The following is a 12,442-nucleotide window of genomic DNA, read 5'->3' as shown; positions in this document are numbered from 1 at the left end:
TGCTACCTCCTTATCCTTATTGACCCATCTGCAGCGTACGCAGCAGCATTTGTTTACTCGAGTCAGCAACCTGTACGTTCGTTTGGTACGCACGTGATGCCGAAATCATGTTTGCCATCTCTTCCATAACGTTAACGTTAGACTTGTAGATGTAGCCTTCGTTGTTCGCTAATGGGTGGTCCGGGTTGTACTCCGCGCTCAACGGCTTATCGCTTTCTACGATACCTAATACTTTTACAGGCACAGTGTGGTCACTGTTGCGCGCTCGATTTAACTCAGCGCCGAACACTGCGTGGCGAGCTTTGTAAGTTTCTTTAGCAGAACTACTTACACTGTCCGCGTTTGCAAGGTTGCTCGAGGTCGTATTTAGACGAACAGATTCAGCACTCATCGCAGAACCAGTCACATTGAATACATTAAATAAGCTCATCTAATTATTCCCCTTTAATCGCTTTAGTTAAATTCTTGAACTTACTTCCTAGGAAGTCGAGAGAGGCTTGATGCCTAATTTGGTTTTGCATGAAAAGGTTTCTTTCCAAATCCAAATCAACCGTGTTGCCATCTCCTGTATCAGGTTGGGTAGGAATTCGATACTTCGTTTCCCCGTTCACCGTCGCTTCGGCAGAAATGTGCCGACCGTCTGTGCGGCTAAGACCAATGCTTGCCCCAGAACTTGCCGCTTGCAGTGATTTCTTGAAGTCTAATCCCTTTGCTTTATACCCAGGCGTGTTTGCTTGCGCGATATTGGTGGAAAGCACCTCAGCGTTACGCTCACGTACACCAACTGTGTGCTGGTGAATGCCCAAAGCATTGTCAAAAGAAATAGCCATCTAAACCTCAACTCAAGAACTGACTGTTATGAAATAACCAAAGCAATATATATACCAACTTTTAAAACAAAGTGGTCTATTTATACTTTTACAGGTTACTCGTGGGTAAACTTGCAATATACAAGCCAAAAAATAGAGTAAATTGGAATGTCACTCTGACTTAAAGATATAGGCTAAGCAGGAAAAAGAAAACCCAGCACTTGGCTGGGTTTTGAAATTGTTTAGTAACGTCACACCTTCTTTAGGTGGCGGCAATTACTTCAATTTGTAGATGATACCTGGGTTACAACGAACCATTTCAAAGCGGTCGGTTAAACCAGTTAACGACTCAGACGCACCCAGAAGCAAGTAACCACCCGGGTTGAGGCTGTTCGCCATTTGGTTAAGCACTTTAGATTTCATCTCTGGAGAGAAGTAAATCAGTACGTTACGACAGAAAATAATGTCGAATTTACCTAGTAGTGCGTAACTGTCCATCAGGTTTTGAGGACGGAAGTTCACCATGCGCTTAACGTTGTCTTTCACTTTCATGCGGCCATCGCCTGCATCCTCAAAGAAAGTACGGCGACGCTCTGGAGAAAGACCACGACCTAAAGCAAGGTTGTCATACGCGCCAGTGCGGCACATATCCAACATGCTTGCAGAGATGTCCGTTGCGGTGATCGATACATTTGGCAGCATACCTGGCTTACGAGCTTGAGTTTCAAGCACCGTCATTGCCATTGAGTATGGTTCTTGGCCTGAAGAACTTGCCGCAGACCAAATCTTAATAGGACGTTTATTTGCCGCTATTTCCGGTAGAAGTTTATCCGCAAGCACAGCAAACGGGTAAGTATCTCGGAACCAAAGTGTCTCGTTCGTCGTCATAGCATCCACTGCTGCCACTCTCAACTCACGGTTTCGGCCCGTCACTACATCTCTCAATAAATCAGACAGCGAAGCTAAATTAAACTTTGCCACTAATGGGCTTAGGCGGCTGCGCACTAAGTACTGTTTGCTGTCACCTAATACAATGCCACATTGAGATTCTAAGAAACGGCTGAAATCGCGATACTCTTGATCACTTATTGTTATAGCAGTCATTAATGTCTCTTTTAGTTAGTTAAAGCAGCTTTAACGGCTGCACCAAGCTCATCAGGGTTGAATTTAGCAATGAAGGAGTTCGCTCCCACACGCTCAACCATGGCTTGGTTAAATACACCACTCAATGATGAGTGTAAAATTACGTATAAATCTTTTAGCTCAGCGTGACGGCGAATCTCAGCAGTCAGCGTATAGCCATCCATCTCTGGCATTTCAATATCCGAGATCACCAATGAAATCTGATCGTAAATGCTGCCCTCTGCTGACATCTGCATCAGTTTTTCGTAGGCTTCTTTACCATCTTTCACGGCAATCACTTCAAAACCAATCGACTCAATAGCTCGTTGAACCTGTTTACGTGCAACGGTTGAATCATCAGCAATCAAGATACGGCGAACGAGTTCTTTTTCTTGTTCTACTTCTGCGATTTCTTCAGCGATTTTGCTGTCCATGGTTTCATCAACAGGCGAAATCTCAGCTAGGATTTTTTCAACATCAAGAATTTCAACTAACTCATTGTCGATGTTAGTTACCGCTGTTAGGTAGTTCGCTTTACCAGCACCATCTGGTGGCGGGAGAATCGATTCCCAGTGCATGTTGATAATGCGTTCAACGGAACTGACCAAGAAACCTTGAATGGTTCGGTTGAACTCAGAGATAACTACAAAACACTTTTCAACATCCGTTGTCGGACGGCCACCAATCGCTAAGCTCAAGTCAATCACAGAGATCGTTTGACCACGAATGTGTGCGACACCTTTAACCAGTGGGTTTAAATTTGGCATCTTCGTCAACTTAGGGCATTGAAGCACTTCTTTTACTTTAAAGACATTAATGCCGTAACGCTGGCGCCCCATTAGGCGAAAGGTTAGTAATTCTAATCGGTTTTGACCGACGAGTTGCGTACGCTGATTCACCGAATCAAGAATACCCGTCATGAGCTCATCTCCATATCAAACTTTTTTGTATAAAAAGTGTTAGTCTACTGCAGGCTACGAACCACCAGAGAAACGGAATGACGTATTATAAAACAAATTTGCCACCTCTTTCCATAGCAATGTGTAGAGCTACTTTTAAAACTGTCGCTAAGTTTATCGGCATTTTATCAATTTTGTTTAGTTTTTTTGTACAGGCTGCGACCCCAGAACAAATTGAGATGATTCAGTCTGCGGCAGAGCAGCACATCCTTGATACGGTTGAACAACCTCTAGGCGGCGAACTCCTTGTAAATTCAGCAAATATTGATTCAAGGATCAAAGCGACAGACTGCCCTATTCCTTTAGAGACCAGTGCCTCAACCACCACCAATACCCGCAGCAGCATTACGGTTTTAGTGCAATGTGTTCCTGATGAGTGGCGAGTTTATGTACCTGTAAGACTCTCTATGTCAGTGCCCCTTGTCACGACTACACGCGCACTCGCAAGAGGCGAAGTCGTCGGACAATACGACGTAACCAATGCGATGATTTCTCTTAACAAATTTCGTCGCCAAGGCTTCACTGCTCCAGAGCAAGTTATCGGCGCCAAGGTAAAAAAGAACCTAAGACCGGGTGATGTTGTCGAAAGAGGTGATATTTGTGTCGTATGTCGAAACGAGAAGGTTATCATACAGGCGGTAAAAGGTGGCATGACCATTACCACTAAAGGCACAGCGCTCACTGATGGCTCTATGGGTGATCAAGTAAGAGTGAAAAATGATAAATCACAGCGTATAATTGAAGGTATTGTTACCAACATGTCTGAAGTCACGGTTTACTTTTAACTCTCTACTTCTCAATTGGCGGTACCGTTAGCATTTTGCTCTCGACTCTAGCACTGAAATACGTAGCTTCAGTGTTTTGTCCCTTTTCGACTAAAGAGCGAAAAATTGCTAAAGTAATCGAACCCTTGGTCGATATTGACTGTACAGGTTCCCATTTTTGAAGAAAAAGGCTTAACTATGGCAGGCATTGATAACATTCGTTCAGGGCAGACCCTAACGACCACCAACCGATCAGCAGTCCGCTCTGATTCTAGTTCTGAGGCATCACGCTCTGATGTATCAACTAAATCACCGGCAAGCAAAGACGCGGTTTCACTTAGCCAACAAGGCAAAGCAATAGGTCAACTTCACCAAGACATGGCAGCAAACCCAAGCTTTGACTCGGTAAAAGTTGCAGCAATCAAAGAAGCGATCGCGAACGGTTCATACACAGTTGACCCAGAAAAGCTGGCCGACAATATGATCAAGTTCGAAAACGAATTAAAAGGTCTTTAAGCACTCTCTTTATTTTGAGTGGTTAACTTAAAGCACACGAGGTTATTGATAGGTTTACGTTATGGCGGCACTAGCAGATTTAGTTAATTTCCAACTTCAAAATGCCAAAGCCTTATCTGAATTATTGAGTTCAGAGAAAACCGCTATTACGAGCCGACAGTCAACGGATATTGAGCGAATCGCCAAAGAAAAAGTGGCCCTTGTCGAACAACTAAGATCCACCGATCAGCGCATCGCTGCCCATAGCAATATCTCAGAACTGACCGAGAATCCTGAACTCGCTCAGTTAGTCTCAACCATCAAGTCTATTGTGCACGATTGTCATCAAGCGAACCTGGTGAATGGCGAAGCTCTAAATCGAGCACATCTCAGCTTCAAAAAGCTCAGCAACATGATGCAACAAAGCCACGGCAAAATTGGCATGACTTACAACGCCGGCGGCCAAACGCACACTATTTCAACGCTGGGAACCAACGTAAAAGCCTAGTTAAGCTGCCTCTTCAACAACACAATTAGCCCTTTCCTGCTTGTATCTGTATCTGTATCTGTATCTGTATCTGTATCTCAGCCTATCTATACTCCGACTCCAACCAAAAGACACACTCCTGAAAGTACACCCATGAAAACGTAAACAAAAAAGCGGCAAGTATTTTCATACTTGCCGCTTTTGCATTGATATGAGTTATTAATTGCCGATACACCATCTGGAAAGCGACTGACAACCAATATCACTTATTCATCAATACTAGAACAGCGTTTGCTGTCTTTTCTCTGGTACCGCTTGAACTTCACCGTAGTTACGTAATTGATCCATCTTGCGAATATCCAACTGAAGCTCGGTCACATAGCTATCACCTACTGGGTAGCTGCGCACTACTTCTGCACCACGGATAACACCATCAACCGCACCAGATGTGCGCTCTGTACCAAGGCGTTGATCTTCAAGTTCAGCACGGCCGCTTACTCGCATACCATAAACTTGTTCCGCAAGTTCACGATAAGCATCAATCTTAGAGGCTCTCATCGCACGGATACGCTTCTCTTCGTCATTGCGACCTTTTTGTTCACTGATACTCGCGTAACCAACAGCAACTAAGAAATCGTCTGGTCTCATGCTCTGCAAAGGCTGACAGCCAACAAGCAGTAAAGCGGCAACCACAAACATTAACTTCTTCATCTCGAACTCCTAAGGGCGAAGAATAACAGTGTAAGGCTGACTGATCGTTGGGTCAGAACGAATGATCACACCATCTTGAGTTCGAATACTGTTCAGAGTATCGAGGTCACGACCAATACGGTCTGCCGGTAGGAAGCCTTGTGCTGAAGCCACGACAATACGAGTTTGCATGCCCACCACTCGAGCATTCACAAGCACCCCCCCCTCTTGGCGCAGCATAGTACCCGTTAGTACGTATTGAACGTCTTGCTCTTGAGCTAAATCTTTCCAGTCACGGCTTAACGCAAAGTCACCTTGATGAGTTACCTGGATAGAACCCGTGGTTTTAAAATCAACCACCTTGAAGCCACGACGCTGAAACTGATGAATGAAACCTTCTGATACCGAGTTACCAAGCCAGTTTGTTGTGTCCATGTGTTGCAGGTCAACAAACGAGGTGATCGCGATAGGCGTTCTTGCTGAGATGCTTGTATTCGACACGATCAAGTCTTCGGTCATGCTTTCTACGAAGAAGTCCATGGTGTGGCGAGGGCTGTCCATCAGCATAAACTGACTACCTGCGTACTCAGTCTTACCGTTATAGATCGGCGAATAAGCGCATGATGTCAGTAACATGACACTCATTACTACGAGCCATTTTTTCATTATCTAATCTCCAGATAGTTTTAGTGCTACCTGTTCCAATATGTTCTCACCATTATTCTTTTCAATGGATTACAATGTTGGAACAGTCTTTGCTTTTCATTAATGGTTCAGATTAAGAAAAACGCACTTAAGTCAGCTTCAAGCTTATAGTTATTTGTTAAGCAATATTTATACCCAACTGGTAACGAATAGATGAAAAAAATAATTTCTTACTTATTTTCAATAGGTTCACTGATAATCATAAGTTTCAGTGCTCATGCCTCATGGTATGAAGTTACCGGTACAGCAACCATCGTCTCGTCAGAAGAGACGGCAAGGATCCACGCTCTGGAAGACGCGGTATATAAGGCTATCCAGTTCTCAGGGGCAGACATCGGCAGTATTGCCAACCTAACGCCTTATTTAGATGGCAAGAAAAAGGAATACCAATTTACTAACCACGAAGTACGCTACATCTTGGTTGATAAAGAGAAGAAGCGCGGTGGCAATTTAATGATCACCGCAAGGATCGACATCTACCCTTCGGCAAATGCTTGCCATGAGAGCCAATACAAGAAAACCTTCTTAGTGGGTAATATCGATGTCATCTCTCCACAACAAGCCGTGATGGGCAGAATCTACAACATCGGTGACGACTTCAGCCATGTGGTGGACAGGCAGTTAGCCAAAGAGTCTCGTAGCTTCGTGTCTGTTGGCACTACCAACTACGACATCGATAAGCGCCGCCCAGAGGTGATCAAGATGATCGCACAGGATACCGGCGCGCAATACATCATCGGCGGCGAGATTACTGACTTAACGGCAACCATCGAATCTAAGCTATTAAAAGATGACATCATCAACCGTCAGTTCGCGTTAGAGATGCAAGTATTTGATGGTAAAACAGGTCATCAGATCTACACACGTAGCTATCGTGAAGTGGCAAAGTGGCCATTTGCTAAAACCAGTGAAGTTGACACTCGCAGTGCTCGTTTTTGGGCATCAACCTACGGCAGTATGATGCTTCGTGTAAGCCGTAATATCATGTTGGACCTAGAGTCTGAAGTCTCTTGTAAGATCACGCTTCCAGAAGTTGCGGCCGTATTCGGTAATACAGTGACCATTGATTTGGGCCGAATGCATGGCGTACAACAAGGTGACAAACTGCAGCTATGGCACACAGGTTCGTTTATTGACCAACGAGGTTTACCGCGCAATAAAGTCTCGCAAAGCGATATCACACTGACCGTTTCTCGCGTCTACGAGAACGAAGCGGAACTGACAATTGATCAGCCAAGCCTAGCGGGAAGCATTCAAATTGGTGATGTGATGCAGAAAATCATGTAGTTAGCAGCACTCTAAACTCATAGATTCTAATAAAGCCTTAGCACCCCAGCTAAGGCTTTAATTTTTTCATGGGTATTAGTTTCGGTTTTTACGTATTTGTCGTAATCTTACTAATAACATAATCATCATTTAGTAAGCTATGAGTCAGAATAATCTAATTGGTGCTACCGGCTATCGCTTTATTTCGAAAGGTAAGACCGCTTTTAAGATCCACATCCATACACCAGAAGACACGGTACTGCATCGTTCTGTCGGCTTTGTGCGCATGGGTGAAGAAAAAGCGCTTAAAAAAACCATCAAATTGAGAGACGAGCTCGGTAAAGAGCTTTGGGGTAAGTTTTGGAAGAAGGTTCTCAAGGAGCCTTACCTAATGACACGCCTGCCGCATAGTTTAGAGCCTAAGATTGTATTCAAGCCAAACCCCACACAAAGTGACCCTGAACATCGTGATGAGTGTTATATCGCGAAATGGCGCGTGTTCTCCGATCACGGCGATTACAAATACAAAACTAAGGTCTGCTCAATCAGAAAGCACGGTAGACTGGCCGCTTACAGCCAAACTAAGCGTGCCCTACTTGATGCTCACAAAGATGTGATTGATTTACTCATATTCATGGGACGCTTAAACAGCATCGACCTCAAGTAGCCATAGAATAGGCGAAGCCAATCCCCTATAGACGAATACAAAAACAGCCGCACTTGCGGCTGTTTTTATTTCTAGAATCGTCATCTTAGAGCTTTGGTATATTGCTATGCGCCAAATTGATGACCTAGCTTCGGCAGATCTCTGCCAGCGTCGTTAAGCGGCGTTTTGAATCTTTCACATAAGGATTGGTTTGATCCCATGCGTAGCCCGCTAAAATCGAGCACACCATTTGCTTAATCTTAGGGTTAGGATCCTGATAGAAAATCACATCCTGCAATGTACCGGAATACCAACCCTCAACATACGTTCGGAAGGTGTTTACACCGACCATCAATGGCTCGGCATACTCACGATCCCAATCGACCTTCTCGCCGTTAAGCTGCTTTTCCACACACTCAACCGCAAACTGTGCTGACTTCATCGCAATCGTAACGCCTGACGAAAACACAGGATCAAGAAACTCACCAGCGTTACCCAGTAGTGCGTATTTGTCAGTTGCAAGATGCTTCACGTTAGCAGAATAACCACCAATTTCACCCGCAGGGTTTGGATACTCAGCGTTTGCCAATATTTCGGCTAGCCCTGGCTCTTCCATAGCCAACTGCTTAATCGCAGTAATCTTATCCTCAGGGTAAGATTCAAAGAACTTAGGTTCCCCTACTACACCAAATGAAGAAACACCGTTGCTAAATGGGATCAACCAATACCAAACATCAGGGTTAGTTGGGTGCACAGAGATTAGAATTTTGTTTCGGTCATAATCTAGCTCAGTATCCACCTCTGCAATATGATCGTTAATGTGCGTGAAAATCGCTTTACGAGGTGGAAGTGATGATTGCTCTTCCAGATCAAGCATCTTAGGCAGTACTCGACCAAAACCACTGCCATCCAAAACGTACTGTGCTTCGAGCTGATAGCTTTCTCCGTCAAGCACTTGAACATCTAAAATAGTGCTATCGTCAGTAAAATTAATGCCCGTCAACTCATGCTGGTAATCGATTGTGACACCTTGTGTCTCCGCTGTATCAGCAAGCACCTTATCAAAAGCACCACGTTGAACCTGGAAAGTGGTTCCCGGCCCAGTAGAAAACTTATCTTCAAAATTGAACGCGGTGTACACACCATTTTTACGAAATGCTGCGCCATCTTTGTATTGGAAGTTAGCCTTAGTCACCGCGTCGGTCATGCCTGCCTGTTCAATCACTTCCATGCAAGCGGGTAATAGGCTTTCACCAATTGAGAAGCGAGGGAACACGCTCTTTTCGATAACTCGAACATCGATGCCTTTTTTGTGTAACAAAGACGCGGCAATAGACCCTGATGGCCCAGCTCCGATGATCACTACTTGAGTAGACAGTTTTTTCATTAATTTAAGCCATGTTTGTTATGTGTTATTGCGCGCTAGCTTTCAATTCAAGAAGCGTATGACCAAGACCGATATCATCAGTGCGAGTCACCACTTCAAAGCCAGCTTCTTCAACTATCTCTAAGAAGTCTTCACTGCGGTAAAAACGACTGTTGCCATTTGCCAAGCACGTAAAGTAAAGCGAAGTCGCGTTTAAGCTATAAGAAGCCGCATCGTATTTCTGTGCATCCCAAAACAACTCAAGAATATAAACGGTCGCTTCTTCTGACATATGAGAGCGAACACGCTTTAAGATGCTAAGGATTTCCATTGGCGAGAAGCAATCAAGGAACTGGCTCATCCACCAAACATCTGCGCCCGTTGGCAGCGCTTGTTGCTTATCTAGCATGTTGGCAGGGAAAGGCGTCACTCTGTTTTGATGACCATGTTGCTTAGCGTTAGCCATTGCCATTTCTAGCTGCTGTGGCAAATCAACAATCGTGACTTCAACATCAGAGTCATGGTTGCAACACTGCATTGCCCACTTGCCTGTATTGCCGCCAATATCCACCAGCGATTTAGGTTTCTTGCTGAAAACCTTCTCAAGCAAAACTGGGAATGAACGATCAGAGTAGAAGTGGTCAAACTTGAACCAGCTCTCTTTCGCTTTTTCAGGTAATTGAGACAAGCCTTGGTAGATCGTCTCCCAATCCCCTAGCTCCTTCAAACCAGCAGGAGTGCCCTCCTCAATCGCTTCAGTAAGATGCATCATCGCGGCGTAACAAACATCAGCTGTGAAATCCATGTTTGCGTTGGTCATACCGTCATGCAACAGATAGAAACCGAGGTTGGCTATCTTATAGTTAGGCTTTTCCCAAACAACAATATGAGCACTAAGCGCCATATCAAGTAACACTTTCACACCATATTCAGATACACCTGTTATTTCTGAAATGGTCTCAGCAGGTAAGCCATCGCTCCCCGCATCGTCGAGCGCTTTTAAAATACCTAAATCACGAAGTGTACGAGCAGTATGGAAAACAATAGGAGCAAAAGATAATTTTTGTGCTTCTGTTTTTGCTTCTAATGCATTGAATGGATCTAATTTATATTCCGACACGAAAAACCTAACTTAAAAATAATAGGGGGTTACTCAGCTGCCATTTGTGCAAGCTTACGTTTAATATCAACGTTTAAGTTATTAACCCAGCGGTTGTAATTACGGTGTATTTCACCATCGTCATACTTCAAATTCTCTGATTCAACGTAAAGAATAGAGTAAAATTTGTCATTATAAGGAATATCAACCACTGCGTGATGTGAACGAACATACAATTCAGCACGGATCAAGCCAGGTTTAATCTCAGAAACTAACCAGCCTCGATTTTCAGCAGATTCATAAATAGCTGATTTCACCTGTTTACTTTGAAGATTATGTGCAACTGGAGTATCCTCAACATTCATTACAGGCTGGACACGTCCACACCCTGCAAGAACAAATATGAATAACATTGAAACGGCTATTTTTAGTAATTTCATTTAAATTCCTTACCTGTGTTTATTTATAAGCACGCATAGTATTTAGTTAGACCCAAAGCAAATCAATACTCTATGTCAAATCAATCCCAATTAATGTCGTTTAATATTGAGAAATGGTCTGCAAACTCGGCTGGTCTCAATTCTGATGCCGAATGGCAAGCCTGGAGCACTAATTTAGATTGGCCGAAAGATGGCTCGACTGAATTTAAAGCGATCCCACCGATGATGCGCCGCCGAATGAGCCTACAGAGCAAATTGGCCGTTCAAACCGCATTGACACTCTTAAAAGACAACTCGATTGATTATCTGGTTTTTGCCAGTCGACATGGCGAACTGCACCGAACCGCAACCTTGATTCAATCAATATTGGAAGGTGACGATGCTTCGCCTATGGCGTTCTCACAGTCCGTGCACAACACAGCAGCAGGGTTAACAACCATCGCAGCAAAAGCACCAATCCCTCTGACCTCTATCGCGGCCGGGCAAGATACTTTCCACAACGCTTTGATTGAAGCCTATCTTTACCTGAACCAATATCCATCGCACCGAGTGTTAGTCATCGATTTCGACCAACCACTGCCTGAGCTGTACCAAGAGTTTGAAACTCAACACTACTCCGACTATGCACTGGGCTTTGTGCTCACCTCCGGAAGTGATTACTCAGTATCAAGAACTGTAACCAAGGTAAGCTCAACCACTCCATTACCACAAGGCTTGCAGGCGCTACAAAATATCCTTCAAAGTTCACAGAGCTGGACCGTGGCAGGTAAGCATCAAGATTGGACTTGGATACACAACGCAAAAACCGGAGAGCTATAATGAGCAAGGTCGACCAATATTGGCGAGTATTCGCGACAGGCCTCTGCTTTACCATCTTCGGCTTGGGGGGCCTAGTTCTCAGCTTCTTGATCTTGCCATCTATCGCACTCATCACTCCTAACACCATCCAGCGAGAGCTCAGGGCTCAACGATTGATTCGCTTCTCATTCAATGCTTTCTGCCAGATCATGAAATTCACTGGCGCAATTGATTACCGAATTGAAGGTGCGGAACTACTGCGTGAAGATCGCAACTGCATCATCGTCGCCAATCACCCAAGTTTGATTGACTATGTACTGATCGCCTCTCAACTTCCTCAATGTGATTGCCTCGTTAAAGCGGCCATTTGGGAAAACCCATTTATGAAGAGAATCGTCAAAGCCGCTGGTTATATTCCTAACCAAGCACCTGACGATCTTTTAGAACGCTGTGAAGAACGTTTTTCTCGTGGAAACGTACTGCTTGTTTTTCCCGAGGGAACTCGCACAACGCCCGGAATTGAACCATCCTTACAACGTGGTGCAGCGCAAATCGCAACTCGAACACAAACTGATTTACGCGTGATTCACATTACGGTTTCTCCGACATTCTTAACGAAAGAAAAAAAATGGTATCAAGTTCCTGCTACGAAACCCTTTTTTCATGTCGCGGTGAAAGGTAAAATAGAAGTCGCACCATTTATTGAAAGCTCAAATAACTTAACTTCGGCAGCAAGACGCCTTAATCATCATCTTGCACAAACAATTTTCCCTCCCGAAGAAAATATTTAGCTCAT

At 44.3% G+C, this 12,442-nt stretch carries 16 protein-coding genes; 7 read left to right on the top strand and 9 right to left on the bottom strand.

Annotated features, from left to right (window positions below):
• Positions 1-16: 16 nt before the first annotated feature.
• From flgC to L1D55_RS05215, 4 genes are all read right to left on the bottom strand, one after another.
• Complete coding sequence (gene flgC / locus L1D55_RS05230; protein ID WP_004739718.1) at positions 17-430, bottom strand: flagellar basal body rod protein FlgC; 414 nt, start codon at positions 428-430, stop codon at positions 17-19.
• Between the two features lie 4 nt (positions 431-434).
• Entirely contained in the window at positions 435-830 is a 396-nt protein-coding gene (gene flgB / locus L1D55_RS05225; RefSeq protein ID WP_239916727.1) for a flagellar basal body rod protein FlgB, read from the bottom strand.
• Between the two features lie 255 nt (positions 831-1,085).
• Positions 1,086-1,913, bottom strand: a complete 828-nt coding sequence (locus L1D55_RS05220; protein ID WP_008218231.1) for a protein-glutamate O-methyltransferase — start codon at positions 1,911-1,913, stop codon at positions 1,086-1,088.
• 11 nt (positions 1,914-1,924) lie between these two features.
• Positions 1,925-2,851, bottom strand: a complete 927-nt coding sequence (locus L1D55_RS05215) for a chemotaxis protein CheV (protein ID WP_004739721.1) — start codon at positions 2,849-2,851, stop codon at positions 1,925-1,927.
• Between the two features lie 77 nt (positions 2,852-2,928).
• On the opposite strand from L1D55_RS05215, the gene flgA reads away from it, so the two are divergent.
• The 3 genes from flgA (at position 2,929) to flgN (ending at position 4,657) form a co-directional block, all read left to right on the top strand.
• Positions 2,929-3,675 (top strand): flagellar basal body P-ring formation chaperone FlgA, encoded by a 747-nt coding sequence (gene flgA / locus L1D55_RS05210; RefSeq protein ID WP_239916726.1) that lies wholly within the window; start codon positions 2,929-2,931, stop codon positions 3,673-3,675.
• Positions 3,676-3,852: 177 nt separating this feature from the next.
• Positions 3,853-4,170 carry a flagellar biosynthesis anti-sigma factor FlgM gene (gene flgM / locus L1D55_RS05205; RefSeq protein ID WP_004739724.1) on the top strand — a complete coding sequence of 106 codons (318 nt, stop codon included), beginning with the start codon at positions 3,853-3,855 and terminating at the stop codon, positions 4,168-4,170.
• A 61-nt stretch (positions 4,171-4,231) separates the two neighbouring features.
• Positions 4,232-4,657 (top strand): flagellar export chaperone FlgN, encoded by a 426-nt coding sequence (gene flgN, locus L1D55_RS05200; RefSeq protein WP_239916725.1) that lies wholly within the window; start codon positions 4,232-4,234, stop codon positions 4,655-4,657.
• A 258-nt stretch (positions 4,658-4,915) separates the two neighbouring features.
• Here flgN and flgP read toward each other — a convergent pair whose 3' ends face one another.
• Positions 4,916-5,347 carry a flagellar assembly lipoprotein FlgP gene (gene flgP, locus L1D55_RS05195; protein WP_004739728.1) on the bottom strand — a complete coding sequence of 144 codons (432 nt, stop codon included), beginning with the start codon at positions 5,345-5,347 and terminating at the stop codon, positions 4,916-4,918.
• 9 nt (positions 5,348-5,356) lie between these two features.
• The gene (locus tag L1D55_RS05190) at positions 5,357-5,992 is read right to left on the bottom strand and encodes a FlgO family outer membrane protein (protein ID WP_128161665.1); all 636 of its coding nucleotides are present in this window, start codon (positions 5,990-5,992) and stop codon (positions 5,357-5,359) included.
• Positions 5,993-6,184: 192 nt separating this feature from the next.
• Here L1D55_RS05190 and L1D55_RS05185 point away from each other — a divergent pair, with 192 nt between their 5' ends.
• A complete protein-coding gene (locus L1D55_RS05185) occupies positions 6,185-7,318 on the top strand; it encodes a flagellar assembly protein FlgT (RefSeq protein ID WP_239916724.1) in 1,134 nt (377 codons plus the stop codon).
• A 139-nt stretch (positions 7,319-7,457) separates the two neighbouring features.
• On the top strand, positions 7,458-7,964 hold the full coding sequence (locus tag L1D55_RS05180) for a Fe3+-citrate ABC transporter substrate-binding protein (protein WP_239916723.1): 507 nt from the start codon (positions 7,458-7,460) through the stop codon (positions 7,962-7,964).
• Between the two features lie 124 nt (positions 7,965-8,088).
• On the opposite strand, the gene L1D55_RS05175 is transcribed toward L1D55_RS05180, so the two are convergent.
• The 3 genes from L1D55_RS05175 to L1D55_RS05165 are packed head-to-tail and all read right to left on the bottom strand — an operon-like array spanning position 8,089 to position 10,848.
• Positions 8,089-9,330: an NAD(P)/FAD-dependent oxidoreductase gene (locus L1D55_RS05175; RefSeq protein ID WP_239916722.1), complete on the bottom strand. Its 1,242-nt coding sequence runs from the start codon at positions 9,328-9,330 to the stop codon at positions 8,089-8,091.
• Between the two features lie 25 nt (positions 9,331-9,355).
• Positions 9,356-10,429: a methyltransferase gene (locus tag L1D55_RS05170; RefSeq protein ID WP_239916721.1), complete on the bottom strand. Its 1,074-nt coding sequence runs from the start codon at positions 10,427-10,429 to the stop codon at positions 9,356-9,358.
• A 29-nt stretch (positions 10,430-10,458) separates the two neighbouring features.
• Entirely contained in the window at positions 10,459-10,848 is a 390-nt protein-coding gene (locus L1D55_RS05165; protein WP_004739740.1) for a hypothetical protein, read from the bottom strand.
• 72 nt (positions 10,849-10,920) lie between these two features.
• On the opposite strand from L1D55_RS05165, the gene L1D55_RS05160 reads away from it, so the two are divergent.
• Together L1D55_RS05160 and L1D55_RS05155 are read left to right on the top strand one after the other, a co-directional pair.
• A complete protein-coding gene (locus L1D55_RS05160; protein ID WP_239916720.1) occupies positions 10,921-11,667 on the top strand; it encodes a beta-ketoacyl synthase chain length factor in 747 nt (248 codons plus the stop codon).
• Positions 11,667-12,437, top strand: coding sequence for a lysophospholipid acyltransferase family protein (locus L1D55_RS05155; protein WP_239916719.1), 771 nt, complete (start codon positions 11,667-11,669; stop codon positions 12,435-12,437). Before L1D55_RS05160 ends, L1D55_RS05155 begins: the two co-directional genes overlap by 1 nt.
• Positions 12,438-12,442 lie beyond the last annotated feature (5 nt).

It is taken from the genome of Vibrio sp. Isolate22 (assembly GCF_022398115.1).
GTDB lineage: Bacteria > Pseudomonadota > Gammaproteobacteria > Enterobacterales > Vibrionaceae > Vibrio.
This window is presented reverse-complemented; position numbering and strand designations above follow the sequence as displayed.

Coding starts and splice junctions, on each gene's coding strand:
- flgC (WP_004739718.1), bottom strand. CDS start 430: ATGAGCTTATTTAATGTATTCAATGTGACTGGTTCTGCGATGAGTGCT.
- flgB (WP_239916727.1), bottom strand. CDS start 830: ATGGCTATTTCTTTTGACAATGCTTTGGGCATTCACCAGCACACAGTT.
- L1D55_RS05220 (WP_008218231.1), bottom strand. CDS start 1,913: ATGACTGCTATAACAATAAGTGATCAAGAGTATCGCGATTTCAGCCGT.
- L1D55_RS05215 (WP_004739721.1), bottom strand. CDS start 2,851: ATGACGGGTATTCTTGATTCGGTGAATCAGCGTACGCAACTCGTCGGT.
- flgA (WP_239916726.1), top strand. CDS start 2,929: ATGACGTATTATAAAACAAATTTGCCACCTCTTTCCATAGCAATGTGT.
- flgM (WP_004739724.1), top strand. CDS start 3,853: ATGGCAGGCATTGATAACATTCGTTCAGGGCAGACCCTAACGACCACC.
- flgN (WP_239916725.1), top strand. CDS start 4,232: ATGGCGGCACTAGCAGATTTAGTTAATTTCCAACTTCAAAATGCCAAA.
- flgP (WP_004739728.1), bottom strand. CDS start 5,347: ATGAAGAAGTTAATGTTTGTGGTTGCCGCTTTACTGCTTGTTGGCTGT.
- L1D55_RS05190 (WP_128161665.1), bottom strand. CDS start 5,992: ATGAAAAAATGGCTCGTAGTAATGAGTGTCATGTTACTGACATCATGC.
- L1D55_RS05185 (WP_239916724.1), top strand. CDS start 6,185: ATGAAAAAAATAATTTCTTACTTATTTTCAATAGGTTCACTGATAATC.
- L1D55_RS05180 (WP_239916723.1), top strand. CDS start 7,458: ATGAGTCAGAATAATCTAATTGGTGCTACCGGCTATCGCTTTATTTCG.
- L1D55_RS05175 (WP_239916722.1), bottom strand. CDS start 9,330: ATGAAAAAACTGTCTACTCAAGTAGTGATCATCGGAGCTGGGCCATCA.
- L1D55_RS05165 (WP_004739740.1), bottom strand. CDS start 10,848: ATGAAATTACTAAAAATAGCCGTTTCAATGTTATTCATATTTGTTCTT.
- L1D55_RS05160 (WP_239916720.1), top strand. CDS start 10,921: ATGTCAAATCAATCCCAATTAATGTCGTTTAATATTGAGAAATGGTCT.
- L1D55_RS05155 (WP_239916719.1), top strand. CDS start 11,667: ATGAGCAAGGTCGACCAATATTGGCGAGTATTCGCGACAGGCCTCTGC.